The organism is Pseudaestuariivita rosea, from assembly GCF_017592335.1.
Lineage (GTDB): Bacteria > Pseudomonadota > Alphaproteobacteria > Rhodobacterales > Rhodobacteraceae > Parasulfitobacter > Parasulfitobacter rosea.
Window position 1 is genome coordinate 35949 of record NZ_JACNMP010000014.1, and the last position, 23238, is coordinate 59186.

Sequence of the window (23238 nt, forward strand, 5' to 3'; positions counted from 1 at the left end):
CCCTATTCCTCTATCACTTGAAACCATAGCGCCGGATCGACCGGAGTTTGGTTGTGTCTAACCTCTATATAAAGCGTTTCTAAACGATTGACGCTACCGACTTCTGCGATTTGGGTCAAATTCGCGCGATCTGACGCAGGCGTGCCGCCCATCAGGCCCACCGGCGCCCCCGCTGGCAGCACGTCACCCATGCTGCCAAATGTCTGATCCAGCCCGGTCAGGATCAGCAAACTGTCAGCGGCCGGTTCCAGAATGACGACAGTGCCATAGGTCAGCAAAGGCCCATTATAGCGGATGGTCGCCGCGACCGGTGTGACGACAAGCGCGGCTGGCTGTGTCTCGATCAGCCACCCGGGACGGGCGACGCCCGCGGCATCCGCTTCATTGAAAACACGCCGAATGCGCCCCTGAACCGGTAAGTTCAGCGTGCCTTGCAATTCGGCAAAACGGGGCAGGGTGGTGTCGTCTTCGGTACCCGATATCAGCCCGCTGGAAAAGGCCGACAGGGTTTCACTGGCATCCAGCAGAATCGCCGTGCGCACCGGGTCTTCGGCAAAGCGGCTGGGCAGATCGGACCGGTTTGCCGCGGCTTGCGCCAATGCCGTGCGCGCCGTCTGGACCTGACCCAGGCCCGACTGCAGGCTTTTGACGGCATCATCTTGCAGTGCGCGCAGTGTTTCAATCTGAACCAGATCGTCGCGCAGCATCTCTGCCTGCGTCTGCACATGCGGGGCCAGTGCGGACAAAAGCATACCTGCCCGGGCGGTATCTTTTGGCCCCGATGGGTGAAGCAGACCAACCGGCCCCCGCACCTGTCCCATCTTTTGCATGACGGTCAGCAGATCGGATAATTCCTGTTCCGAGGCATCAAGTTTCAATCGCAGGGCCTGTTGCTGCAGGGTGACTTCACGCAGACTGTCGCGCATCGCGGCCAATCCTGCCTCATAGGCCTGAACGGTTTGGGTCAGGGCGGCGATCCGGTCGCGCGCACCCTCTGCGTTTTCCAAAGCAATCGCTGCATCTGACAGCATCTTTGCCGCTGTCTCGGCCTGTTGGGCGGGGTCCGCCATGGCTGGTGCTGCAATCAAGGCACAAAGAAATGCAGTGGCGCGCAGGATCATGTGATCAGGCTTTTCCCGGTCATTTCATCAGGTTGCGGCAAGTTCATCAACGCCAGAAGGGTCGGCGCAAGATCAGACAGGCGCCCGTCGGTCAGTTTCGCGCCCTTTGGCCCGCCGACCAAAACAACTGGCACGGGGTTCAAGGTATGCGCGGTGTGCGGCCCCCCGGTTTCCGGATCAACCATGGTTTCGCAGTTGCCATGGTCGGCCGTCACAATCATCGCGCCACCGGCCTTTTCCAGCGCCTGCAATACCCGCCCCAGACCATGATCGACCGCCACACAAGCCTTGATCGCCGCCCCTAGATCGCCGGTGTGGCCGACCATATCCGGGTTGGCATAATTCGTGACGATCAGGTCATATCCCGCCTCGATCGCCTCAACGAATTTGTCGGTGACTTCGGGCGCCGACATTTCCGGCTGCAGATCATAGGTCGCCACCTTGGGCGACGGCGGCATGGAACGATCTTCGCCCTCTTCCGGATCTTCCTTACCGCCGTTCAGAAAGAAGGTCACATGAGGGTATTTTTCGGTTTCTGCCAGACGGAACTGTTTCAGCCCGTGATTGGCCACCCAGGCGCCAAGGGTATTTTCCAGATGCCGCTTGGGGAAAACAGTCTTCATATAGGCGCTGTGGGCGTCGGAATACTCAACCATGCCCAAAAGCGCCGAAAGACTGGGACGGGGTGCGATTTCGAACTCGGCAAACTCTAGCTCACCCATGGCGCGCATCAATTCGCGCGCGCGGTCGGCGCGGAAGTTCAGGCAAAAGAAGCCGTCACCATCACGGATACCCGCATAATCGCCAATCACGGTGGCTGCGATGAATTCATCCGTCTCATCGCGGGCATAGGCCTGATCGACCGCCTCAGCCGCTGTCGTTGCACTGCCGCCTGTGGCGTGCGTGATGGCATCATAGGCCTTCTGAACCCGGTCCCACCGATTGTCCCGGTCCATCGCGAAGTAACGACCTGTGACTGTCACAATGCCTGCGTTATCGGGCAGCTTGTCTTGCAGTTCAGCAATGAAACCGTCCGCAGATTTGGGCGCCACATCCCGCCCATCCGTGATTGCATGAATGGCGACCGGAACATCGGCGCCGGTAATCGCCTTCGCCGCTGCAACGATATGATCCAGATGCCCGTGCACTCCGCCATCTGATACGACCCCCATCAGATGGGCCGTGCCGCCCGCAGATTTCACCGCATCGATAAAATCCTGCAAAGCATCTTTTTCGAAGAACGAGCCATCCTCAATCGCCAGATCAATCTGCCCCAGGTCCATCGCCACAACGCGACCCGCACCGATGTTGGTGTGGCCGACTTCCGAATTCCCCATCTGTCCCGACGGCAAACCCACATCAGGCCCATGGGTGGTCAACTGCGCGTGGGGGCAGTCCGACATGATCCGATCGAAATTCGGCGTATCGGCCAAAGCGGGTGCATTTGCGGTCGTATCATCGCACAGACCCCAGCCATCAAGAATGCAAAGAACGACAGGTTTTGGCGTGGTCATGTCTGCTGCTCCTTATCTGCTGTTCCCTTTATCGCGGAACATCAGCGACGTGAAGGGGGCCACCGCACGTAACTGATCCATCCAATTATGAGTATTTTTGCCAAGAAGAAGGGGGCGAGTGTACGTCGTGCCTTCTTCTTGGTTCAAATACTCTCGCCGAAGGCGTCGGGGCAAAGCCCCACCACGCACGAAGTGCCAGAAGAAATGCACGCGTCAGCGTGCGCAATTTGAGTGCTAGACACGATGATAAGGGCTGCCCGACAGGATTGACGCCGCGCGATAAAGCTGTTCGGCCAGCATGACGCGCACCAGCATATGGGGCCAGACCATCTTGCCGAACGACAAACTCAGATGCGCTTGCCCTCTTAGGTCCGGTGATAAACCATCCGCACCACCGATCAGAAACGCCAGATCGCTTTGACCATCGTCCCGAACGCGGGCGATTTGCTTTGCGAAATCGGGGGATGTCATCAGCGTTCCGCGCTCATCCAGGGCGCATATCCACGCACCATCCGGAATAACCCGGCTTAGCAGGTCAGCTTCGGCCTGTTTGCCGCCGCCTTTTTTATCTTCCACCTCGTGCACCTGAACAGGCCTAAGGGCCAAGGCGCGCCCGATTTTGTCAAAGCGCGAAAGATAATCGTCAACCAGGTCCTTTTCGGGGCCGGCCCTTAGCCGACCCACAACGCACAAATGGACCTTCATTCAGCCCTGTTTGCTATGTTCCGACGGGCTAAGCCACATCTTTTCCAGCTGATAGAACTCGCGTACCTCGGGCCGGAACACATGGACAATCACATCGCCCGTGTCGATCAGTACCCAGTCGCCGGCATCTTTGCCCTCGACCTTGCACAAACGCCCATGCTCCTGTTTCAGTCGATCGACCAGCTTTTCGGACATCGCGGCCACCTGACGGGTCGAACGACCCGAGGCAATGACCATGTAATCTGCGATTTCGGATTTGCCACGCAGATCGATCTGCACAACGTCTTCCGCTTTGTCATCTTCAAGGGATTTAAGGATTGCTGACAGCAACGCTTCGCTTGTCATATCCATCTGGCCCGCCACTATGCTGGCCGTTTCAGCGGCACCGGCCGCTTGCGGGGTAAGAGACAGTTCATCGTCCTCCAAATAAAACGCCGTCAGAGCCCCGGCGCTGAGCATATACATAAAATAGCATCAGATGAACATTATCACAATATGCGCGTCTGATTAGTTTTTGTTGGGCTTAAATCGATGGCCAGGTACGTAAAACGGGGCGCACCGTTAAGGCAGCCCCGTTGTTTCATCGTCAGAAGTGACGCATTTGTTTAGATGCGCCCTGCAACGTCGTCTTCACGGTCGGCTTTGATTGCGGCCAGTTCGCTGAGCGAATAGTCATTTGCATCCAGTCCAAGCGATGCGGCCAGTTGGCGATGACCTGCGCTGATGCCGCTTTGGGTCGAAATGACCTCATTCGGGCCAACATTGACTCGGAAGTTTTCGCCGTCGGTTTCATGGGCCGATTTCAGTGCGGCCAGTTCGCCCAAGGTGTAGTCGCTGGCATCAACACCCAGAGATGCGGCCAATTGCGCTTGACCAGCGGATGTGCCGATGCTTTGGGTCGAAACAACCTCGGACACGCGGTTCCCAAAGCCGATCACATCGTCGCTTTCGCGTGCGGCTTTGATGGCGGCCAGTTCGTTCAGAGTGTAAACGCCAGGCTCAACGCCGACAGAACGGGCCAGATTGTTATTGGCGAACGCAGGTGCCGCGATAACTAGGGCAAGGACGGTCAGAGATGCTTTTACATACATTGTCTTTTCCTTTTTTTCAGGCCTCGTGGCCATTTAGGTGTGTATGGCTTTGTTGGCCGTTTTTGGCGGGTGGACCGTTTTGACCGGCCCGCTCGTCGGATAACATTGATCTAGGGTTGCCTGTTTCGACTTGGTATTGGCGAAAACCGAACGCCTTATTGTGCGAATATGCACATCAAAGGGATGTGAGCTATATGGTGCCATCTGAGTGGCAATAAATCGTTTTAAATCATATATTTATTCTGTGCGTTCGTGAAATATTACACAAGTTTTCGTGAAAGCCGAAAATCTATCACGTTTTGCGTGACTGACGTTAGGTCAAATAAATCTCTACTTAGCTCTTGAACGGCTTCATTCCGGCCCGTGCCAGGGCATCAGCGCGTTCGTTTTCGGGGTGGCCTGCGTGCCCCTTGACCCATTCCCACGTGATTTTGTGACGGGCCTTTGCCTGATCCAGCTGTTTCCACAGGTCTTCGTTCTTGACGGGTTTCTTTGTTGACGTCTTCCAGCCATTCTTTTTCCAGCCGTACATCCATTCGGTCACACCGCCTTTGACATAGGCGCTATCGGTCACAACGGTCAGTTTTGATGGGCGTTCCAAAGCCTCAAGCGCGGCTATGGCGGCTTGCAACTCCATACGGTTGTTTGTGGTGTCTGCGGCGCCGCCTTTCAGCTCACGCTCTTTCACAACCTTGTCCCCCTTGCGCGCGATCAGCAGCACACCCCACCCACCAGGGCCGGGATTTCCGCTGCAGGCACCGTCGGTATAGGCGAATAATTCAGTCATCTGTTTTCCGGGATTGTATAATGATAAAAGGGGCTATCTCGCCCGACAAAGCCTTGCCTTCGCCCTGACGCTTATAAAGTGGGCTAAACCCATGCTGTTCCAGCAGATCCGTCAGTTCGGCTTCCGAATAATAGGTATAGAAGCGGTTCAGCCTGTCGCGTTTTGCCCCCGTCCCAAGTTTCATTCCGATATGGAAATAGCCGTGCGGATGCAGGGCGCGATGGATCTGGGACAGATGTTCTGGCATGTCATCACGCTTTGCGTGCAAAAGACTGAAGTTGGCCCATATTCCATCATAGCAGGCAATACTATCCAACTGGGCGAAACTTTCCAGCCGGGCGATGATGCCATGACGCTTTTCTGCCAGTTCAATCATTTGTGGACATGCATCGGTGGCGTCGACCTGAAGCCCGGCGTCGCGCATCATGGCAGCCGAATTGCCCGGCCCGCAGCCTAGATCAAGTACACGTCCATTTGCAGGGATAGCATCAATAAAACTTTGCAGATCGGCATCCGGTTCGCCCTTTGACACCATGTCGGCATACGTCTCGGCCTGATTGGAGTAAACGGCAATGGTAAGATGATCCGTCATATCAGCTCGATCCCAAGACATCCGATAACCACAACAGTCAACATGACGCGCAATTGCATCCACCACGGGGGTGCCAGATTGTTGCGCCAGAACTGCCAGTCCAGCCCTAGCAGCCCGATAAAGCCGAAAATCAGATAGATCGAGGCGCTGACTGGTCCGCCGCCCACGAAGAAAAACGCCCAGAGGGCGGGGATGACCGACAACGCATACCCAATGGCAGCCTGGGTGCCGGTGGTCTTGGTGGCAAACCCCCAAAGGACGCCTGACATAAAGGCCAGGATGATCGTGCCATATGAAATCTGGATGAACGGCCCTACAAAACGCGGGCCCAAAGTGTCAAATGACATATGCCAAAGCGATGGAAAGATCGTCGTCAGAACACCCCAGACAAAGGGGATCAGTCCGGCCAGACCAAGCAGAAGGGCAGAACGTGGGATGGATATCATGCCGGAATACGCAGCACGCGGGGCACTTTGAATTCGACGTTTTCTTCAGCTGTGACGACCTGTTCGATGGTCACGTTGAACCTGTCGCGGAAGGCGTCGATGACTTCGTTGATCAGCACCTCGGGGGCTGAGGCGCCAGCGGTGATGCCAAGGGTCGAAATACCCTGCAGTGCCCGCCAATCGATGTCTGTGGCGCGTTGCACCAACTGGGCATAGCCGCAACCCGCCCGCGCGCCGACCTCGACCAGACGCCTGGAGTTGGAACTGTTTGGGGCCCCCACCACCAGCATCGCATCGCATTTCGGTGCCATCGCCTTGACCGCGTCCTGTCGGTTGGTCGTGGCATAACAGATATCTTCCTTATGCGGCCCCACGATGCCCGGGAAGCGTGCCTGAAGGGCCGCGACGATATCTGCGGTGTCATCGACAGACAGCGTGGTCTGGGTGACGAACGCCAGTTTTTCGGGATCGCGCACCTGGACGGTCGCGACATCCTGAACCGTTTCGACCAGCAGCACCTTGCCGTCGGGCAGTTGCCCCATGGTGCCCACTGTTTCAGGATGCCCCGCATGTCCGATCATGATCATCTGCAGGCCGTTCTGGTGGTGACGCTCGGCCTCGATATGAACCTTGCTGACCAGGGGGCAGGTGGCATCGACATAGACCATCTCGCGGCGCGCGGCCTCGGCCGGGACGGCCTTGGGCACGCCGTGCGCCGAAAAGATCACCGGGCGGTCATCGGGGCAGTCATCCAGGTCTTCGACAAAAACAGCCCCTTTGCCGCGCAGATCATCCACCACGTACTTATTGTGCACGATTTCATGGCGCACATAGACCGGCGCGCCCCATTTTTCCAAAGCCATTTCAACGATCTTGATGGCACGATCCACACCGGCGCAAAACCCGCGCGGTGCCGCCAGATATAAGGTCAGGGCTGGTTTTGCCATTGGCTGGTTACCCATGTTGCTGCAATTTTCATCATGTCGACCACAGGATGGTATATATTGCAATGCGACATGAATAAAAGCGTCGCAGATCTGCCGAATACACGCTATAGGTGAGTATCATGCACATCTGGTGGGGATTAGATGGCTGTTTATACAATCGCGATCTTCAGCGCGCAAAATCTGTTGAATGGCTCAGGTCAACAGGCATTTGGGCCAAGTGACACGAATGCGTCTACTGGGCCGGGCGGCACCTTCACTCACGGAAACGAAGCGGCGCAGTTTATCGAAATCAACGATACGGATGATGGCAGCCAGGGCACGGACGATGTGCTGGACGACGGTACAAGTGCCGCGCAGGAATTGGCAGAGCCGGTGACGCTGACATACCTGCAGGGCGGGTCTGTTATTACAACGACCTTTCCGGTGGGCACGCAAATTCAGGCCGAACTGATCGAGGAATATTCGAACGGTTTTCAGATCATGGCCCTGCGGTTCGAGGACCCTAATAACCCAGGGGGGCTGGTGACGGCGGGCTATTCCTTTATCGATCCGACAGCCTCGCCTGGTGATCCTGCTGTCAGCCCGCCCGGCGGGACGGTCCTGGGCACATACGTCGGCGGCAACAACTCTGGATCTACACCAAGTGATCAGATCGCCTGTTTCGCCGCCGGCACAATGATCGAACTTGCAGAAGGGTGCCGGCCGGTCCAGGCGCTGGCCCCAGGTGATCTGATCATGACCCGCGACAATGGTTTGGTCGAGATCGCGGTCGTCGAAAAAACCCGCGTGCCGTGCGAATGGATCAAAAGCAGGGATAACCTAAGACCGGTTGTTCTGGCGGCAGGGCTTGTTGGAAATACGGCACCCTTGTGTATTTCACCGCAACACCGTGTGTTGGTCAGGGGGGCATTTGTCGAACTGATGACCGGCGAGCCCGAGGTCTTTGTGCCCGCTATCGCTTTCGTTGATGCAGGGCTGGCCCACCGGCATGTGCCTGACAGTGGTATCACCTATTATCATGTGGAATGTGCCACCCATCAGGTGATCAGATCAGATGGCGCCTGGACTGAAACGCGGCTGCCGGGTGAGCCATTATTTCATTCCCCTGACAACAGGACCACATCAGTGACGGCGCGGCTGGCGCTTCGCCGTCGTGATGCGGTGGCCGTTCTTTATTCGCAATTTGCAACAGAATTGCGTGCAGCCTAACAAAAAGCCGGGGTCAAATCCCGGCTTTCCAAATCACTCTGTTTCAGTCTCGTAGGCTTCGGTTTCATATTCACGCGGTTCGCGAGGTGGGCGACCGATAACGTCTTTCAACTCATCCAGTTCGATGAAGTTATCGGCCTGACGACGCAATTCGTCCGCGATCATGGGGGGCTGGCTGCGAATGGTCGAAACGACCGACACCCGAACGCCCTTGCGCTGCAGCGCTTCGATCAGCGGGCGGAAATCCCCATCGCCCGAAAACAGAACAACATGATCGACATAAGGGCAAAGCTCCATCGCGTCGACGGTCAGTTCGATGTCCATATTGCCTTTGACTTTGCGCCGCCCCTGGCTGTCGGTGTATTCCTTGGCCGGTTTTGTGACCATGGAAAACCCGTTGTAGTGCAACCAGTCCACCAGCGGGCGGATAGGCGAATATTCGTCATTTTCCAAAAGTGCGGTGTAATAAAATGCGCGCAATAGCTTGCCACGACGCATAAATTCCTGCCGCAGAAGTTTATAATCGATGTCAAATCCAAGGGCCTTGGCTGCCGCATAAAGATTTGAACCATCAATGAACAGCGCCAGCCGTTCGCCTTGATAAAACATTCATCGTCCTTCCAGATGTAAGCTCTGCGGGGTGTTGCCGTGAGTGATTGATATGAAATACTGCAGAACTAATGACTTAAATTAGAGAAAAATCCGGATGTCGCAACCCCATGTGCAAGAAGTCGCCGCAAATACTGCGCTGATTTCGTTAGGTAGTAACGCAAGGTCATCTTTTGGTGAGCCTTTGGAAACAATCAAAAAGGCCTGCTTCGAGATTGAGAAAAGATTAACGATTTCAATTGAAACAAGCAATTGCTATGCGACCCCCTGTTTTCCTGTCGGTTACGGCGCAGATTATGTGAATGCAGCCGTCCGGTTCGAGACAAAATACACGCCTCACGCTTTATTGAGCTTATTGCACGAAATAGAAACGGTTTTCGGTCGTGAGCGAGTGCAAAGATGGGGCAGTCGGTCATTGGACCTGGATCTTTTGGCAGTTGGTCAGACAATTCTGCCGAATCATGAACGTTTCAATCACTGGCTGACCCTGCCGGGCGATAAACAGCGTGTGCGGACACCAGATGAGCTCATTCTGCCGCACCCGCGTCTGCAGGACCGACCTTTCGTACTGGTACCGTTACAGGATATCGCATCGGATTGGGCACATCCTGTTTTGCGCCTGACGGTAACAGAAATGCTGCAGCGCCTGCCCGCAAAAGACATCGCCCAGATCAAACGGATTTAACCCAAAGCCCCTTGTCAATATGAAAATAAGGGCGTAAAAGCTGCGCTTCCTAAAGCATTTGCGATATTGGAGAGCCCTATGGCCCGCGTGACGGTTGAAGACTGCGTTGACAAAGTTCCGAACAGGTTCGAGCTGGTGATGCTTGCGGCACATCGTGCGCGTGAAATCTCAAGCGGTTCGCCCCTGACGATCGACCGTGACAACGACAAAAACCCGGTTGTCAGCCTGCGTGAGATTGCCGAGGAAACACAGTCGGCCGATGATCTGCGCGAACGTATGATCGAAGCCAACCAGACCCAGATCGAGGTCGACGAACCCGAAGAAGATGCAATGGCGCTTCTGATGGGGGCCGAGGCCGACAAACCTGCGCAAGACGATATGTCTGAAGAAAAGCTTCTGCGGGCATTAATGGAAGCGCAAGGTCCACGTTAGGAACATGGCGGGATGATCGCAGTCGATGATCTGATTGCGCTTGTCCGCAGCTACAATCCCAAGACGGACGAAGAAAAGATCAAGGCGGCCTATGACTATGGCCGCCAGATGCACGATGGGCAGATGCGCCAATCGGGCGAACCTTATTTTACGCATCCTGTATCTGTTGCGGCCATTCTGACCGAACAGCGTCTTGATGATGCGACGATCATCACGGCGCTTTTGCATGATACCATCGAAGACACCCGCGCCAGCTATTCCGAAATTGAGAAACTGTTCGGGAAAGAGATCGCCGAGCTGGTCGATGGTGTTACAAAACTGACGAATATCCAGCTGACCTCGACCGAAACCAAGCAGGCCGAAAACTTTCGCAAGCTGTTCATGGCGATGTCCAAGGACTTGCGCGTGATTCTGGTCAAGCTGGCGGACCGGCTGCACAATATGCGCACCATTCGGGCGATGCGGGCTGAAAAACAGGCCCAGAAAGCGCGCGAGACGATGGATATCTTTGCCCCCCTGGCCGGTCGCATGGGGATGCAATGGATGCGCGAAGAGCTGGAAGATCTGGCGTTCAAGGTTCTGAACCCCGAAGGCCGCGCGTCTATCATCCGGCGCTTTATCACATTGCAGCGCGAATCCGGTGACGTGATCCACAAGATCACCAGCGACATGCGCGATGAATTGGAAGAAGCCGATATCGAGGCCGACGTCTTTGGTCGCGCCAAGAAACCCTATTCGATCTGGCGCAAGATGCGGGAAAAGGAACAGGGATTTTCGCGCCTGTCCGACATCTATGGGTTTCGGATCATCACGCAAAGCGAAAGCGATTGTTATCGAGCCTTGGGCGCAATTCATCAGCGCTGGCGGGCGGTGCCGGGGCGGTTCAAGGACTACATCAGCCAGCCCAAGTCAAACGGCTATCGCAGTTTGCACACAACCGTATCAGGGCGTGATGGAAAACGGGTCGAGGTTCAGATCAGAACCCGCCAGATGCATGATGTGGCTGAAAGTGGTGTGGCGGCCCATTGGTCCTATCGTGACGGTGTGCGGTCCGAAAACCCCTTTGCGGTTGACCCGGCCAAGTGGATCGCGGGCCTGACCGAACGTTTTGAAGCCGCAGAAGATCACGACGAATTTATGGAAGCCGTCAAGCTTGAGATGTATTCCGACCAGGTCTTTTGTTTCACACCCAAGGGCGATGTTTTCAAGCTGCCGCGCGGGGCGACGCCGATTGATTTCGCCTATGCCATTCATACCCGTATTGGCGGATCTTGTGTGGGCGCCAAGGTCGACGGGTTGCGCGTGCCGCTATGGACGCGTCTGAAAAACGGACAGTCGGTCGACATCATAACAGCTGAAGGTCAGACACCACAGGCCACCTGGATCGACATTGTAAAGACCGGCAAGGCCAAATCCGCCATCCGCAAGGCTCTGCGTGACGAAGACCGCGACCGCTTTGTCAAACTGGGTCGGGAACTGGCCCGCGTCGCTTTCTCTAATATCGGCAAACGCGCGACGGACAAGGCGCTTGAAACCGCAGCCCGTCACCTGGCAATTTCCGACCGGGAAGAGCTTCTGGCGCTTATTGGAAGTGCCGAAATCACAACGCGTCAGGTGGTCGAGGCTGTTTATCCCGCATTGGCGGATAAACAGGGGGATGTGGTTTCGAAAGACAGGGCGGTGGTTGGTCTGCGTCCTGATCAGTCGTTCCGCCGGGGCCCCTGTTGTCAGCCTGTGCCGGGGGAACGGATTGTGGGGATCACGGTGCGGGGGCAGGGTGTTGTTGTACATGCCATCGACTGCGCCAAACTGGCCGAATTCGAAGAACAGCCCGAACGCTGGGTCGACCTGCGCTGGCACGAAGGCCCGCACCCCGAAATCTATACTGTGACGCTTGAATTGACGATTACCAATGATGCCGGTGTCCTGGGGCGTATTTGCACATTGATTGGCGAGAAAAAGGCGAATATCAGCAACCTTAATTTTATTGACAGAAAACCGGACTACTATCGCCTTATTATGGACCTAGATTTACGTGACATCGAACATCTGCATGCTGTCATGACGGCGCTTGAGGCTGAAACCGACATTGCTGCGGTGGATCGCCTGCGTGATCCGGGGCGTGGTTTGGCGGCAGCCGCCGAATAGGGAATTTGTACCGTTGATCTTCAGACGCCGCGACAGACGCAGCATTTTGCAGATTGTGAGGGAGTTTTTCTATCCCCGCGGTGGATGGGGCCGTGCCGCCGTGTATGTCAAACATCGTTTGCGCCGTCTGCCGGACACACCTGAAAAGATCGCGCGCGGCATCTGGGCCGGGGTTTTCACGACTTTTACCCCCTTTTACGGGATGCATTTCGTGGTGGCCGGTACGATCGCGTACTTCATGCGCGGAAATGTCCTAGCGTCGCTTCTAGCAACTTTTTTTGGCAACCCATTGACCTATGTGCCCATCGGCATCATCTCGCTGAATACGGGGTACTTCCTTCTGGGCAAAGAACGTTCGGCTGAGGTAGAACGAACCCTGGGCGGCAAGTTTGTCGATGCAGGGGATGATCTTTGGCACAATTTTCTGGCAATTTTCACCGACCGTACGGCCGATTGGAGCGGCCTGCAGGTGTTCTACAGCGATGTGTTCTATCCCTATATGATCGGTGGGCTTATCCCCGGTATTCTTGTGGGTTATATCGCCTATTTCATCAGCGTGCCATTGATCCGCGCCTATCAGAACCGCCGCAAAGGTCAGATCAAGGCCAAGCTGTCCGCGTTGCGCGAAAAGGCTGCGCGCAAAGCCGCAGAAAACAAGAAAGCCGCCGCCGCGAAAAAGGCCGCCAAAACACCGCCGCAATAAAGACATTTACCCATGTCGGCTGAGGTGCATTCAGTCACAGACGTCTTGCAGCGCCTAGATGATATCAGTCAAAGCGGAACACCCACGACTGTCGGCCGGTTGATGCAGGCCTTTGGGACGACGTCTTTCCTGCCTATGCTGATGGTGCCCGCACTGCTGCTGATATCGCCGCTTAGTGGTATCCCGTTCTTTTCTTCGATCTGTGGGCTGACCATCGCGCTGATCGCGGGGCAAATGGTACTGCGCCGCCGCCATGTCTGGCTGCCGGGTTTCATTGCCCGGCGCGAGGTGCGTAATGACCGCCTGAAATACGGTGTCGAAAAACTGCGCGGATTGGCCAGCTGGTTGGATCGTCATTCAAGACGGCGATTTCGACTGCTGGTGATGCCACCTTTCATATATATTGTTCAGGCATTGCCGGTCGCTGCGGGCCTGACTATCCCGTTTCTTGAGGCGATCCCTTTTTCATCCACTTTGATAGGGGCGGCAGTGCTGAGTATCTCGATCAGCCTGTTGGCGCGGGATGGGCTGTTTGTGGTGGTGGGTTGCATTTTAATGACAATTTCAGCCTCAATACCACTATTTGTCATCTCAAAAATTATCTAAAGGCAACAATTCGAGGTAATGCCATGTGGGCTTCGCGGTATAATTGTTCGACGTGCTGCGGGGCCAGTTTGACGCATAGTGGGTCGGTGTTGGTCGTATCGATTGCGTGAAAGATCATGACAAAAGCATCAGCGCTGTGTGGTATCTTTAACGTACCACAAAAGTGTGACGCGGCGGCATCAGTCGTGCAACGGAAACATGACAGGATAAGTGATTGAGAACTTTTCCCGCCGCATTTATCAGAAGGTCTGCAGACGAGGGGCATCTTTATGGTCAATGAGGGCAGAAGCTGGGGGGATTGGCTGGTTGACCGGCTTTTGCGGACGCTGATCGCATTCATAAAACTGTTTCCTTATACTGTGCGCGTGCGGGCTATGGGCTGGCTGACGGCGCGGATCATTGCACCACTGGCCGGTTACATCGTCCGGGCCGAAAAAAACCTGGCCTATATCTATCCTGAAATGCCCGCAGACCGACAGCGGCAGATCGCGCGCGCTGTTGCCGATAACGCAGGTCGTACGATTATCGAAACCTATTCCCCCAAGGGTCTGATGCGACAGGCGCAGGCCAGTCCGATATCGGGGCCCGGTCTGGAGGCGCTGAAAGAGGCTGTAGCGGCGGGCAAGCCCGTACTGCTGGTCACCGGTCACTTTGGCAATCATGAGGCACCACGCTATGCGCTGACGGCGATGGGCTTTGAGATCGGCGGGCTTTATCGGCCCATGGCGAACCGGTTTTTCAATGAACACTATGCGCAGACGATGATGGATATCAGCGGCCCCGTTTTCGAACAGGGGCGTCGGGGTACCGCGGGCTTTGTCAAATACCTGAAATCCGGCGGCATCGCTGTTTTGCTGTTCGATATTTATAGTCGGAAAGGTCCGAAAATCTCGTTTCTGGGCCAACCTGCCCCGACGGCGCTGTCCGCGGCCGACCTGGCGCTGAAGTACAACGCCGTATTGATCCCGTTTTTTGGCGCGCGCCGGGAGGATGGGTTGACCTTTGACATCCAACTTGACGCTCCGATTGCCCACAGCACGCCTGAAAACATGTTGACGCAGATGAACGCGTGTTTGGAAAAACGGATCGAGGCACAACCCGAACAGTGGTTCTGGATTCACCGTCGCTGGCGGAAAAAGGCTTAGAGAACTATTCGGGTAACCCGCGCTTTGCTTGATGAGAGTTGAGGGCAGCGACCGGCCCGAGGGTGGGGGCTGAAAGCGCCCGCGCCGTGCTGAAAGCACGCTTGCGGCGTGACGGGGGCGGGCCGGGCCGCTGCCCGGTGGTGCCCACCGGGCGTGATAAGTGGATAAGGTGCTGCTGATTTTAGGAAAAATACTCTAGCTTTCAACCTGAAGATCAGGGGCGGCGTTGGGGGATGTGTCGGCCTTTGCCATCTTGATCAACGTTCGGAACAGGGCGCGGTGGCTTTTGCTGTAGAAAATATGTTCAGGATGCCATTGGACGCCCAGGGCAAAGGGGGGCGATGTCCGCTCAACCGCCTGGATCATGCCGCCGTCATCACGGGCGGCGACGCGCAGACCCCGGCCCAAACTGTCGACCGCTTGACTGTGCAGCGCGTTCACCTTCAACACCGATTTTTCCAGGTTCTTCGAAAGCAGCGTGTCCGGTTCAATCTGGACCGTCTTGCGCGGCAAAATCGTGCGGTATTTGCGGGATTTATAAGTCGCATAGGCATCCTGATCCAACGTCCCCCCCAGCACCACATTCAACATCTGCGACCCCCTGCAGATACCAAAGGTGGGTAGGTCGCGATCGAAGGCCTCGCACAGAATGCGTTTTTCCATTTCATCGCGGGCAGGGTCAAGGCGCGCTTCGGCTAGAAGTTCGCCGCCATAAAGCATCGGTGATATGTCGTCGCCACCGCCGATGATCACACCATCGATGCTGCCGAATTCGATCTGTTCGGCGTCCTGCCAGCGGATGGCGCGGCCCCCGGCCAGCCAGACATTCAGCGCCATCAGCGGAAATATGCGCCAGCCTGATCGTTTTGAGACCGTGACAGCAATGCGTGGGCGGGTCATGCTGGTATCCCGGCATTTGTATCGCGCAGGATTTCGTCCACCCTATGGTGCCAGTCCGGGCGTATCGTTGTCAGGCTGCTTCGATGGGCAATCCACGCCGCTTTAAGTTCGTCTAGCAGGTTTTGATCATGCGCAATGCTTTCGATGCGCACCCACCGGTTCCACTCACCCGTGATCGACCAGTCCGGATCATCGATGCGGCAATCCGGCATCCTGTAGTGATAGGCAGGCCGGGACGAGGTTGAGGGGCCATAGTCGAAATCCGGGCGCAGGTGGGCCAGGATCGGCAACATGTCCAGACCACGGTTGCGCGACGGCGTTTCATCCAGATAAAGCCTGGCCAAGGCATCAATATCGCTGGGTGGTTCACTGACCAACTTGTCGACAAATCGGCGTGGATAGGGGGCGGTGAAGGGTAGAATTCTGCGGGTGGTGTCCAACTCGTAAGTGGCGCGCAGATAATCTTCCAGCAGGGCAAAGGCCGTTAAAGTCGGAAGAATATCTGTGATATTGTCACCGGTGATCTGGATGTTCAGATGCACACCGAACCCAAGCAGCAAATTATTCTGCGTGCCCGTTGCCCCGGCTTCACGCAACCTGGCACAAAGGGCATCAAGATCAGGGATCAATGCTGGTTCTGTGGGCTGGGTTACAATCTCAATCGGCACCACAGTGCGCGCAATATTGGCCACGACGCTGTCGGCATCAGGTTGAAAGCGGGTATCAAGATAAACCTTGATATCGCCCAATCTGGTATCGCGCACCATATGGACGGTTTTATCCTGCTTTTCGTCATGGCCGCCCAATGTCTGGGCCACAACATCGGCAACCTGTCGTTCGTCCAGACCGCCTAGTTCGATCTCAACGCCGACTAGACGCGGGTCTCCGTCGGCATTTTCAGGTCGGGGCAGGGACAGCAGTGGATTGGTCATGAATAAGATCAGTTCGACCGCAGCGCCGAAATCAGCTCATTTTTGGTCATATCCGACCGCCCGTCGATGTCCAATTCCTGCGCGCGCTCATACAGTTCATCCTTGGTCCATTCTTCATAGGGTTGGGCCTTGCCGCCCTTTTCCGAAGGTGACATCTGATCGTTGGCCTGCGCATTTGCAATCGCGGCCGCCTTGGATTTGCTGTAGCCCTTGTCGCGCAGTGCTTCGTAGGTGTCGTCATTTTTGATGGACGATCCGTGATCTTTTGACATCGTCTGCTCCTTTCAGTGCGATTATAGAAACGCATGCCAAAGCATTTTGTTCCGTCGCTTCATCCAGTCCCGCTGAACAGCTTGGCCAGTGCTTCGCGTTGGTTCTTTCGGGCGACAAAAAGAATGTGATCGCCCTTTGCCAGCTTTATATCAGGATCAGGCAGTTTTTCGTCAGTGTCACGGATATGGGCAATGATGCGGGTTTCATCTGAGATATCAAGATCCGCCAGGGTTTGTCCGTCGATTTTCGATGTCACGCAATGACTGACAAGACGAAGATCGTTGTGCAGCTTCACAGCCGGTTCTGTATCGGCTTCGTCCACGATGCTGGATACAATACTGTCGGCCACTGTCGCGTGGGGCGTGATCGCATCGCTTAGCCCCAGTTCTTCGCACACTGCCAGCAGATCGGCGGTGATGATCTGGGGAATGACACGGCCAAATCCGACCGACCGCCCGACAAGGCATGACAGGATGTTATCTTCGGATTCATTTGTCAGCGCGATCAGAACGTCTTTGTCCGACTGAAAGACATCGCGCATGATGGTGGGCAAGGTACCATCGCCCTGGATCATCCCGCAATCCAACCGATCGGAAAGCTGATCCAGCCTTTCGCGGCTTTGATCGATCAGGACGACGTCATGACCGCCGTCAATGAACTTTTCAGCGGTCGCCACCCCGAATTGAGAGCCACCAACAATCACGATGCGCATGCGTCACCTCCTGCGGAACCAAGTGCGTGGAAGAATAAGAACAAGAACGGCAATGAATTCCAACCGCCCAAGCCACATGCCGACGGTCAGGGCAATCTTCACCGGATCGGGCAGATCAGAGCCGACAATCGTCGACAGCCCCACCGTAGACAGCGTCGACACCGTGTCAAACAGGGCGGGTACGGGCGGATAGTCATAGATCAGGAAAATCGACCAGATGACGAAAACGGTGATCATATATAGCAAAACCAGCGCCATCAGTGCGACAAGTGTGTCGTAATCCACCTTGCGACCACCTGATTTCAGGGACAGAACAGCGCTGTCCGGGCTGCGGGCGCGGGAAAAGGTAAAGCGGACGGCTTTGCCCAAAAGAATGATCCGGGTGATCTTTAGCCCGCCGCCGGTTGATCCGATATCGGCGCCCACGATCATGGCTATGATAAAGATCAGCAAAGCCGGTGCCGCAGCGGGCATCGGTCCGGTTGAATACCCCGCGGTGGTTTGCCCGCTGATCAGGTCCAGAAACCGCTGATAAAGCGCGACGGGGTCCCATCCGTTCGCCCATATGTCATAAAGTGCATAGACAGACAGCAAGATCGCCAAGGCCCCGCCGACCCGCTGAAGCGATCCCAAATCAAGTGCTGCGCGAAACCCGTTGCGCGCCAGCAGGATGTAAAACAGCAGGGACACCGCGCCCGCCGCACACATAAAGATGACATAACCCTGCGCAACCAGCGAATAGCTGGCCAGACTGTCCGATCGCGGGGCAAACCCGCCTGTCGACACGGCGGCCAATGTCACGACGATGGCTTCCCACACATTTGGCAACAACAGGCTGGCCCCAAGTGCGCCAATCACCGTGATCGTAACATAAACGATCAGCAATTGCCGGGCCTGTGCGCGGCTGGATGTCAGAAAATCCCGATCATCGATGCCGACACGGCCCAGTTGACGGGCGGGCAAACCGGGGTCCAGGATCAGGGCCAGCACCGCGGTTGCCATCGCCAGCCCCCCGCACCATTGCAACCATGCACGCAGGACATGGGCCGCGATAGGCCAGTCATCGGGTGCGCTGGCGACGCTTAGTCCTGTTGTGGTGATGCCCGACATGGCTTCGAACATCCCGTCGACGGGCCGCATGCCAAGCGCCATGAAGGCCGGTACGGAAAAGGCCGCGGCCAGAAAGAATAGGATGCCAAGACAGACCATCGCCTCGATCCGGCGCAGATCGGCGGGCAGAGACCTTTTGGCCACAGGCAACCACAGCAGGCCGCTTAAAATAAGGGGTGCAGCCAAAGCGATAGCCAGTTGATATTCAGCTTCGATCAGCGCGACAATCAACGGTGGCGTAAAAAGGGCCGGGAAAACCGGCATATGCTTTAACAGGGTCAGACCGACGACAGTTGGCCGCGCACGTTGTAAAAGTGCGTCTGCACCGGATGATTTTGCTGACTTTTGCATGAGTGTTGAACGCCGATCCGGCCGCCTGGTTCCTATGTCATGGAACAAAATATTTAGTTGTGCGTTATTGTCGTCGAATAACTTTACGAATGGAAGAGGGCTTATTATGTCAAATGCTGAAAATGCTGACGGTCAAACATCGATTGCAGCACGCGATGTGTTTACGGTCATTCGCGAAGCTGGTGAAGAGGAACTGGCCCGCCCCTTTACCTCACTTTTCTGGTCCGGCATCGCAGCAGGCATTCTGATCAGCTTTTCCGTTTTGACCGAAGCCTATCTGCGGGCGTCATTACCCGATACCGAATGGCGTTTTGCAATTGAAAATTTTGGCTATTCCATGGGCTTTTTGCTGGTCATTCTGGGTCGGATGCAGCTTTTCACTGAAAACACGATCACGACGGTCATTCCGGCGATCTATGAACGATCGCTGAAATGCACCGTTCAGATGCTGAAATTATGGGGCATCGTGCTGTTCGCAAATGTGATTGGCGCCTTTGTCGCGGCGGCTTTCATGGCATTTTCCAGCGGTTTGAGCGCCGAGGTTGTAGGGATCGTCAACGACCTGTCAAAGCACGCAACAGGCTATGGGTTTAGCGAAAGTCTGGTGCGGGGCATTCCCGCGGGCATACTTATCGCGGCCATTGTCTGGATGATCCCAAGCGCGCCCAGTGCGCAGGTTCTGATCGTTATCTTGTTTACCTGGCTGATCGCGATGGGTGACTTTACCCATGTTGTCGCGGGTTCCGTGGAAATGGCGTTTCTGATCCTGACCGGTCAAATGGGCATCATCGAAGGATTTACAGTATTTTTCGTGCCGACATTTCTGGGCAATGTGATCGGGGGCACCGTGATCTTTACATTGCTGGCGTGGGCGCAGGTGAAACTGGAAGTGGAAAAGGATTGAAAAATGGCCAGCTATAGAAAAGGCGATCAGGTTGAATGGGACTGGGGCGATGGCACGGCCCAAGGCACAATTGTCGAGGTGCACAAGGAAAAGGTCACCAAAACGCTGAAGGGCACCGATGTGACACGTGCCGCCAGCGAAGATGAGCCGGCCTATCTAATCAAGCAGGAAGATGGTGACAAGGTCTTGAAATCGTGCACAGAAATCCGCGCGGCCTGACTTATTATCCGGATGATCGTCCGGGCATCAAGCGGGAAAGGCGCGGTAAGGGATTCAGCTATATAGCACCAGACGGCACTCGGATTGACCGCGGCGCCGAACGGGACCGCTTAATCGCGCTGGCCGTTCCGCCCGCGTATGAGCAGGTCTGGATTTGTCCATTGGAAAACGGGCACTTACAGGCCACTGGCCGGGACGCACGTCAGCGCAAGCAATACCGCTATCACCCTGACTGGGCGAGCTTTCGTGATAAGTTGAAGTTCGACGGTTTGGCTGACTTCGGCATGTCGCTGCCAGCCATCAGGCGAAAGATATCCCAAGGATTACAGGCCGATATCGGGTCCGAAGAACTGGCCATCGCCAGTGTTCTTGCGCTGATGGATCGCTATTCTCTGCGTGTCGGAAATGCGCAATACGCCGAAGAAAACGAAACTTTTGGCGCCACGACGCTTCGGGCCGATCATCTTAGGAAAGCGGTATTGAAGTATCGTGCGAAAGGTGGACATCTGGTGGAAAAACAACTGGACAGACGTCTGGCTAGGATCTTGGGAAAAGTCAGCGATCTGCCTGGCGCTGAGCTTTGTGTCTGGGTGGACGATGCAGGGCAGACGCATTCTGTCAGTTCAGAAAAGATAAACGATGTCATCGGGTCATATGGTGATGATTTCACCGCCAAGACTTTTCGAACCTGGAACGGATCTGTCGCCGCGCTTGAGGCGGCCAATCAGGATGCGACGCTGACCTCTATCAGTGAAGCAGCGGCCGCAGCTTTACACAACACACCCACGATTGCTCGGAAAAGCTATATCCATCCGAAGGTTATCGATCTGGTGAAAGCTAAAACTGCCCCACCTGAGGGCGAACCGAAGTCTGGCCTGCGCAAGGCGGAAACGCAACTGCTGACACTGCTGTCCTAACTCAGCCGGATAAACTTGCCAATCGGCGCGCCAACCTTGGGCATCAGATCGTTTTTGTAACACGCAAAGATCGCAAGTGCCGCACCCGCCAGATTTGCGGCAACAGCGGCCAGCATGATGCCGGTATAGCCAACGGCCCAAGCGCCAAGTGCTGCAAAGGGGGCATAGACGGCAGCAATACGGATCAGCCCGACACCCATCGACCAAAGCGCCTTGTCGCGGGCATTCAGCGCGGCGTTGCCGACAACCATAATGCCATATCCAAACAGGCTAAGGCCCACGATCCGAAGATAGGAAATCGTATAACTTTGGGCGTTCTCATCAGGGGTGATCAGGGCCGCGATCCAAGGCGCTGTCAGGATCAGCAGAACACCGATGGTCAGCCCATAGGCCACACATGCGTTAAATGACAGAACGACACTGCCGCAGGCGCGTCCTTTTTCCTTGGCCCCCCAATTCTGACCCACAACCGGTCCTATGCCAGCTGACAGCGCCAGCATGGGCACCAGTACGAAAGACTGCACGCGGGTCGCGGCACCAAAGCCGGCAACAGCAGTTTCGCCGATCCACGCGACCGTGCCGGTGACAATCGCCATGCCTGCGGGGTTTATGGCATTGGAAAAGGCCGCGGGCAGCCCGACCGACAATATCCGGCGGGCGGAACGTACCAGATTTTTCAGTGGCTCCTTGGGCCAACACAGCCGCGGTGACCAGATCATGAAGGCAACTGCACCGACGGCCGCCGCGATACGCGCCGCCAATGTCGCCAGCCCCGCGCCCTGGGTGCCCAGTTCGGGGATCATGCCCCAGCCAAAAATTAGGATCGGATCCAGGGCGATGTTCACGACAGCGGCCAGAACCATCATACCTGCCGGAACAACGCTGTCACCGTCGGCGCGAAAAGCGGCGTTGATCACCATCATCAGAACCAGAAACGGAAAGCTTATCACCCACCAGAACATGTATCCGCTGATGTCAGCGAAGACAGCATCACCGGCCCCAAGTGTGCGGAATATAAGGGGGGTTGCCAGCCAGACCAGCATCGCCACGGCCACCGACAGCGCCAAGGATATGCCGATCGCATGCACGGCAAGACGGTTCGAACTGCCGTCCTCGGCGCCTATGCTTTGCGAAATGGCCGCATTTGCCCCCGCACTTAGCCCAATGGCCAGCGAGGTGATGGCCGTTGTCACAGGATAAATAAAGCCGACAGCCGACAGCGCGGTCGAGCTGTAGCGACCCAGAAAGACCGCGTCGGCCAGACCAATGGACAGAACCGCCAGAATGCCGATCGACATTGGCGCGCTGACCACAGCTATGGCGCGCCACAGCGGGCCTTGTGTCAGATTTTGCGATCCGCTCATATCAATGGGCGTGTTTCAACATGATGATCGTCGACCATGGCCAATTCAGCCAGGCGATCCAGATCGCTGACCGTCAACCGGCCTTCATTCCAGGACGCAACCTGCATATCACGCAGTTTTTTCAATGTCTTGTTTGTATGAACCAACGATAGCCCCAATGCATCTGCCAAGTCCTGTTGACGATAGGGCAATTGACATCCCTGACCAGTCACAAGGCCCAGTTCTGTCATGCGGATGTAGATGCGGTGAAAGCTCCAACTGATCCGTTCCAGAGCGTCGCGTTGACCGACCGCGGTCAGGGCATCGCCCAGAAAATGTTCCTCAAGCGACGCCAGCCAAACCAGATCATAGGCACGTCCTGGGTGATTTTTAAACAAATTCCACAGTTCAGATCGATTGAAGACGCATAAAGTCATTGATGTCGTCGCTTCGACCGAATGCTTCATCTCGTTCATCACACCGGCCTGAAGTCCAAGAAAATCACCGGGAAACACAAAGTTTACGACCTGTCTGCGACCATTGGGCAGCGTCTTGTATCGCAGCCCCATACCACTAAGTACCGTGAAAAGCTGCGGGCTGTTTGACCCCTCCATCATCAGCAGAGTATCGGCGTCGACCGATAACTCGCCACTTTTGAAGCGCTGCATAAAGTCCAACTCGTCACTTTCGATCGGGTCGAACAGCGCGCGGCGACGCAAGGGACAGTTTCGGCAAGATGTCGTCATGTCTTCTTTTGTCTGTTGTTGCTATGTCATAGTTTAATGCGTGATTTTTTGAATTGTTCCATAGATCGCTCAGATTTACCCCAATAAATGG

General features: G+C 55.8%; 27 protein-coding genes. 10 read left to right on the plus strand and 17 right to left on the minus strand.

The features are described from left to right. Positions 1-2 precede the first annotated feature (2 nt). The 9 genes from H7848_RS11135 to ispH all read right to left on the minus strand — a co-directional run bounded on the left by H7848_RS11135 (position 3) and on the right by ispH (position 7203). Complete coding sequence (locus H7848_RS11135) at positions 3-1121, minus strand: murein hydrolase activator EnvC family protein (protein ID WP_208351340.1); 1119 nt, start codon at positions 1119-1121, stop codon at positions 3-5. Then, the gene (gpmI, locus tag H7848_RS11140; protein WP_208351343.1) at positions 1118-2635 is read right to left on the minus strand and encodes a 2,3-bisphosphoglycerate-independent phosphoglycerate mutase; all 1518 of its coding nucleotides are present in this window, start codon (positions 2633-2635) and stop codon (positions 1118-1120) included. The genes H7848_RS11135 and gpmI overlap by 4 nt, the downstream gene beginning before the upstream one ends. A gap of 234 nt (positions 2636-2869) precedes the next feature. Further along, positions 2870-3340, minus strand: a complete 471-nt coding sequence (gene rlmH / locus H7848_RS11145) for a 23S rRNA (pseudouridine(1915)-N(3))-methyltransferase RlmH (protein ID WP_208351347.1) — start codon at positions 3338-3340, stop codon at positions 2870-2872. Continuing rightward, a complete protein-coding gene (gene rsfS / locus H7848_RS11150; protein ID WP_419555507.1) occupies positions 3341-3703 on the minus strand; it encodes a ribosome silencing factor in 363 nt (120 codons plus the stop codon). It abuts the gene before it with no gap. 242 nt (positions 3704-3945) lie between these two features. After that, positions 3946-4431 (minus strand): hypothetical protein, encoded by a 486-nt coding sequence (locus H7848_RS11155; RefSeq protein ID WP_208351350.1) that lies wholly within the window; start codon positions 4429-4431, stop codon positions 3946-3948. A 334-nt stretch (positions 4432-4765) separates the two neighbouring features. Further along, a complete protein-coding gene (gene rnhA, locus H7848_RS11160) occupies positions 4766-5218 on the minus strand; it encodes a ribonuclease HI (RefSeq protein ID WP_208351354.1) in 453 nt (150 codons plus the stop codon). Beyond that, positions 5211-5810: a class I SAM-dependent DNA methyltransferase gene (locus H7848_RS11165; protein ID WP_208351357.1), complete on the minus strand. Its 600-nt coding sequence runs from the start codon at positions 5808-5810 to the stop codon at positions 5211-5213. Before H7848_RS11165 ends, rnhA begins: the two co-directional genes overlap by 8 nt. After that, on the minus strand, positions 5807-6256 hold the full coding sequence (locus H7848_RS11170; RefSeq protein WP_208351358.1) for a DUF3429 domain-containing protein: 450 nt from the start codon (positions 6254-6256) through the stop codon (positions 5807-5809). The genes H7848_RS11165 and H7848_RS11170 overlap by 4 nt, the downstream gene beginning before the upstream one ends. Then, on the minus strand, positions 6253-7203 hold the full coding sequence (gene ispH / locus H7848_RS11175) for a 4-hydroxy-3-methylbut-2-enyl diphosphate reductase (RefSeq protein ID WP_208351359.1): 951 nt from the start codon (positions 7201-7203) through the stop codon (positions 6253-6255). The genes H7848_RS11170 and ispH overlap by 4 nt, the downstream gene beginning before the upstream one ends. Before the next feature lie 141 nt (positions 7204-7344). Between ispH and H7848_RS11180 the strand changes: the two genes are divergently transcribed. Then, the gene (locus tag H7848_RS11180; RefSeq protein ID WP_208351360.1) at positions 7345-8412 is read left to right on the plus strand and encodes a Hint domain-containing protein; all 1068 of its coding nucleotides are present in this window, start codon (positions 7345-7347) and stop codon (positions 8410-8412) included. 33 nt (positions 8413-8445) lie between these two features. On the opposite strand, the gene H7848_RS11185 is transcribed toward H7848_RS11180, so the two are convergent. Continuing rightward, positions 8446-9021: a LabA-like NYN domain-containing protein gene (locus H7848_RS11185; RefSeq protein ID WP_208351361.1), complete on the minus strand. Its 576-nt coding sequence runs from the start codon at positions 9019-9021 to the stop codon at positions 8446-8448. A gap of 97 nt (positions 9022-9118) precedes the next feature. Between H7848_RS11185 and folK the strand changes: the two genes are divergently transcribed. The 6 genes from folK to H7848_RS11215 all read left to right on the plus strand — a co-directional run bounded on the left by folK (position 9119) and on the right by H7848_RS11215 (position 14740). After that, positions 9119-9706, plus strand: coding sequence for a 2-amino-4-hydroxy-6-hydroxymethyldihydropteridine diphosphokinase (folK, locus tag H7848_RS11190; RefSeq protein WP_208351363.1), 588 nt, complete (start codon positions 9119-9121; stop codon positions 9704-9706). A 78-nt stretch (positions 9707-9784) separates the two neighbouring features. Further along, a complete protein-coding gene (gene rpoZ / locus H7848_RS11195; RefSeq protein WP_208351365.1) occupies positions 9785-10138 on the plus strand; it encodes a DNA-directed RNA polymerase subunit omega in 354 nt (117 codons plus the stop codon). A gap of 12 nt (positions 10139-10150) precedes the next feature. Further along, positions 10151-12286 (plus strand): RelA/SpoT family protein, encoded by a 2136-nt coding sequence (locus H7848_RS11200; protein ID WP_208351367.1) that lies wholly within the window; start codon positions 10151-10153, stop codon positions 12284-12286. A gap of 13 nt (positions 12287-12299) precedes the next feature. Next, a complete protein-coding gene (locus tag H7848_RS11205) occupies positions 12300-12989 on the plus strand; it encodes a DUF2062 domain-containing protein (RefSeq protein WP_208351370.1) in 690 nt (229 codons plus the stop codon). Between the two features lie 12 nt (positions 12990-13001). Continuing rightward, entirely contained in the window at positions 13002-13595 is a 594-nt protein-coding gene (locus H7848_RS11210) for an exopolysaccharide biosynthesis protein (RefSeq protein WP_208351373.1), read from the plus strand. Between the two features lie 269 nt (positions 13596-13864). Continuing rightward, on the plus strand, positions 13865-14740 hold the full coding sequence (locus H7848_RS11215) for a lysophospholipid acyltransferase family protein (RefSeq protein ID WP_208351375.1): 876 nt from the start codon (positions 13865-13867) through the stop codon (positions 14738-14740). A gap of 195 nt (positions 14741-14935) precedes the next feature. Here the strand turns inward: H7848_RS11215 and H7848_RS11220 are convergent, their stop codons facing one another. The 5 genes from H7848_RS11220 to H7848_RS11240 are packed head-to-tail and all read right to left on the minus strand — an operon-like array spanning position 14936 to position 19018. Then, positions 14936-15640 carry a gamma-glutamyl-gamma-aminobutyrate hydrolase family protein gene (locus H7848_RS11220; protein ID WP_208351377.1) on the minus strand — a complete coding sequence of 235 codons (705 nt, stop codon included), beginning with the start codon at positions 15638-15640 and terminating at the stop codon, positions 14936-14938. Further along, positions 15637-16572: an amidoligase family protein gene (locus H7848_RS11225; RefSeq protein ID WP_208351380.1), complete on the minus strand. Its 936-nt coding sequence runs from the start codon at positions 16570-16572 to the stop codon at positions 15637-15639. Before H7848_RS11225 ends, H7848_RS11220 begins: the two co-directional genes overlap by 4 nt. Positions 16573-16580: 8 nt before the next feature. Then, positions 16581-16844: a DUF7218 family protein gene (locus H7848_RS11230; protein WP_208351387.1), complete on the minus strand. Its 264-nt coding sequence runs from the start codon at positions 16842-16844 to the stop codon at positions 16581-16583. A 59-nt stretch (positions 16845-16903) separates the two neighbouring features. Beyond that, positions 16904-17557 carry a potassium channel family protein gene (locus H7848_RS11235; protein ID WP_208351395.1) on the minus strand — a complete coding sequence of 218 codons (654 nt, stop codon included), beginning with the start codon at positions 17555-17557 and terminating at the stop codon, positions 16904-16906. Positions 17558-17560: 3 nt separating this feature from the next. After that, positions 17561-19018 (minus strand): TrkH family potassium uptake protein, encoded by a 1458-nt coding sequence (locus tag H7848_RS11240; protein ID WP_208351396.1) that lies wholly within the window; start codon positions 19016-19018, stop codon positions 17561-17563. Between the two features lie 106 nt (positions 19019-19124). Between H7848_RS11240 and H7848_RS11245 the strand changes: the two genes are divergently transcribed. From H7848_RS11245 to H7848_RS11255, 3 genes are read left to right on the plus strand one after another with little or no spacing between them, the layout of a single operon-like run. Then, a complete protein-coding gene (locus H7848_RS11245; RefSeq protein ID WP_208351398.1) occupies positions 19125-19922 on the plus strand; it encodes a formate/nitrite transporter family protein in 798 nt (265 codons plus the stop codon). Positions 19923-19925: 3 nt separating this feature from the next. Further along, entirely contained in the window at positions 19926-20141 is a 216-nt protein-coding gene (locus H7848_RS11250) for a hypervirulence associated TUDOR domain-containing protein (RefSeq protein ID WP_208351401.1), read from the plus strand. Beyond that, on the plus strand, positions 20117-21058 hold the full coding sequence (locus H7848_RS11255) for a DNA topoisomerase IB (protein ID WP_208351404.1): 942 nt from the start codon (positions 20117-20119) through the stop codon (positions 21056-21058). The genes H7848_RS11250 and H7848_RS11255 overlap by 25 nt, the downstream gene beginning before the upstream one ends. Here H7848_RS11255 and H7848_RS11260 read toward each other — a convergent pair. Both H7848_RS11260 and H7848_RS11265 read right to left on the minus strand, forming a co-directional pair. Continuing rightward, the gene (locus H7848_RS11260; RefSeq protein ID WP_208351406.1) at positions 21055-22422 is read right to left on the minus strand and encodes an MATE family efflux transporter; all 1368 of its coding nucleotides are present in this window, start codon (positions 22420-22422) and stop codon (positions 21055-21057) included. The two genes, H7848_RS11255 and H7848_RS11260, sit on opposite strands and share 4 nt — an antisense overlap. Next, positions 22419-23147, minus strand: coding sequence for a Crp/Fnr family transcriptional regulator (locus tag H7848_RS11265; RefSeq protein ID WP_208351409.1), 729 nt, complete (start codon positions 23145-23147; stop codon positions 22419-22421). Before H7848_RS11265 ends, H7848_RS11260 begins: the two co-directional genes overlap by 4 nt. Positions 23148-23238 lie beyond the last annotated feature (91 nt).

Excerpts from the sequence above, each read along its gene's own strand:
- H7848_RS11180 (WP_208351360.1), top strand. The coding sequence starts at position 7,345 with ATGGCTGTTTATACAATCGCGATCTTCAGCGCGCAAAATCTGTTGAAT.
- H7848_RS11200 (WP_208351367.1), top strand. The coding sequence starts at position 10,151 with ATGATCGCAGTCGATGATCTGATTGCGCTTGTCCGCAGCTACAATCCC.
- H7848_RS11235 (WP_208351395.1), bottom strand. The coding sequence starts at position 17,557 with ATGCGCATCGTGATTGTTGGTGGCTCTCAATTCGGGGTGGCGACCGCT.
- folK (WP_208351363.1), top strand. The coding sequence starts at position 9,119 with ATGTCGCAACCCCATGTGCAAGAAGTCGCCGCAAATACTGCGCTGATT.
- H7848_RS11170 (WP_208351358.1), bottom strand. The coding sequence starts at position 6,256 with ATGATATCCATCCCACGTTCTGCCCTTCTGCTTGGTCTGGCCGGACTG.
- H7848_RS11265 (WP_208351409.1), bottom strand. The coding sequence starts at position 23,147 with ATGACGACATCTTGCCGAAACTGTCCCTTGCGTCGCCGCGCGCTGTTC.
- H7848_RS11230 (WP_208351387.1), bottom strand. The coding sequence starts at position 16,844 with ATGTCAAAAGATCACGGATCGTCCATCAAAAATGACGACACCTACGAA.
- rlmH (WP_208351347.1), bottom strand. The coding sequence starts at position 3,340 with ATGAAGGTCCATTTGTGCGTTGTGGGTCGGCTAAGGGCCGGCCCCGAA.
- gpmI (WP_208351343.1), bottom strand. The coding sequence starts at position 2,635 with ATGACCACGCCAAAACCTGTCGTTCTTTGCATTCTTGATGGCTGGGGT.
- rpoZ (WP_208351365.1), top strand. The coding sequence starts at position 9,785 with ATGGCCCGCGTGACGGTTGAAGACTGCGTTGACAAAGTTCCGAACAGG.
- H7848_RS11245 (WP_208351398.1), top strand. The coding sequence starts at position 19,125 with ATGTCAAATGCTGAAAATGCTGACGGTCAAACATCGATTGCAGCACGC.
- H7848_RS11240 (WP_208351396.1), bottom strand. The coding sequence starts at position 19,018 with ATGCAAAAGTCAGCAAAATCATCCGGTGCAGACGCACTTTTACAACGT.
- H7848_RS11225 (WP_208351380.1), bottom strand. The coding sequence starts at position 16,572 with ATGACCAATCCACTGCTGTCCCTGCCCCGACCTGAAAATGCCGACGGA.
- ispH (WP_208351359.1), bottom strand. The coding sequence starts at position 7,203 with ATGGCAAAACCAGCCCTGACCTTATATCTGGCGGCACCGCGCGGGTTT.
- H7848_RS11165 (WP_208351357.1), bottom strand. The coding sequence starts at position 5,810 with ATGACGGATCATCTTACCATTGCCGTTTACTCCAATCAGGCCGAGACG.
- H7848_RS11155 (WP_208351350.1), bottom strand. The coding sequence starts at position 4,431 with ATGTATGTAAAAGCATCTCTGACCGTCCTTGCCCTAGTTATCGCGGCA.
- H7848_RS11260 (WP_208351406.1), bottom strand. The coding sequence starts at position 22,422 with ATGAGCGGATCGCAAAATCTGACACAAGGCCCGCTGTGGCGCGCCATA.
- H7848_RS11135 (WP_208351340.1), bottom strand. The coding sequence starts at position 1,121 with ATGATCCTGCGCGCCACTGCATTTCTTTGTGCCTTGATTGCAGCACCA.
- H7848_RS11250 (WP_208351401.1), top strand. The coding sequence starts at position 19,926 with ATGGCCAGCTATAGAAAAGGCGATCAGGTTGAATGGGACTGGGGCGAT.
- H7848_RS11215 (WP_208351375.1), top strand. The coding sequence starts at position 13,865 with ATGGTCAATGAGGGCAGAAGCTGGGGGGATTGGCTGGTTGACCGGCTT.
- H7848_RS11220 (WP_208351377.1), bottom strand. The coding sequence starts at position 15,640 with ATGACCCGCCCACGCATTGCTGTCACGGTCTCAAAACGATCAGGCTGG.
- H7848_RS11185 (WP_208351361.1), bottom strand. The coding sequence starts at position 9,021 with ATGTTTTATCAAGGCGAACGGCTGGCGCTGTTCATTGATGGTTCAAAT.
- rnhA (WP_208351354.1), bottom strand. The coding sequence starts at position 5,218 with ATGACTGAATTATTCGCCTATACCGACGGTGCCTGCAGCGGAAATCCC.
- H7848_RS11210 (WP_208351373.1), top strand. The coding sequence starts at position 13,002 with ATGTCGGCTGAGGTGCATTCAGTCACAGACGTCTTGCAGCGCCTAGAT.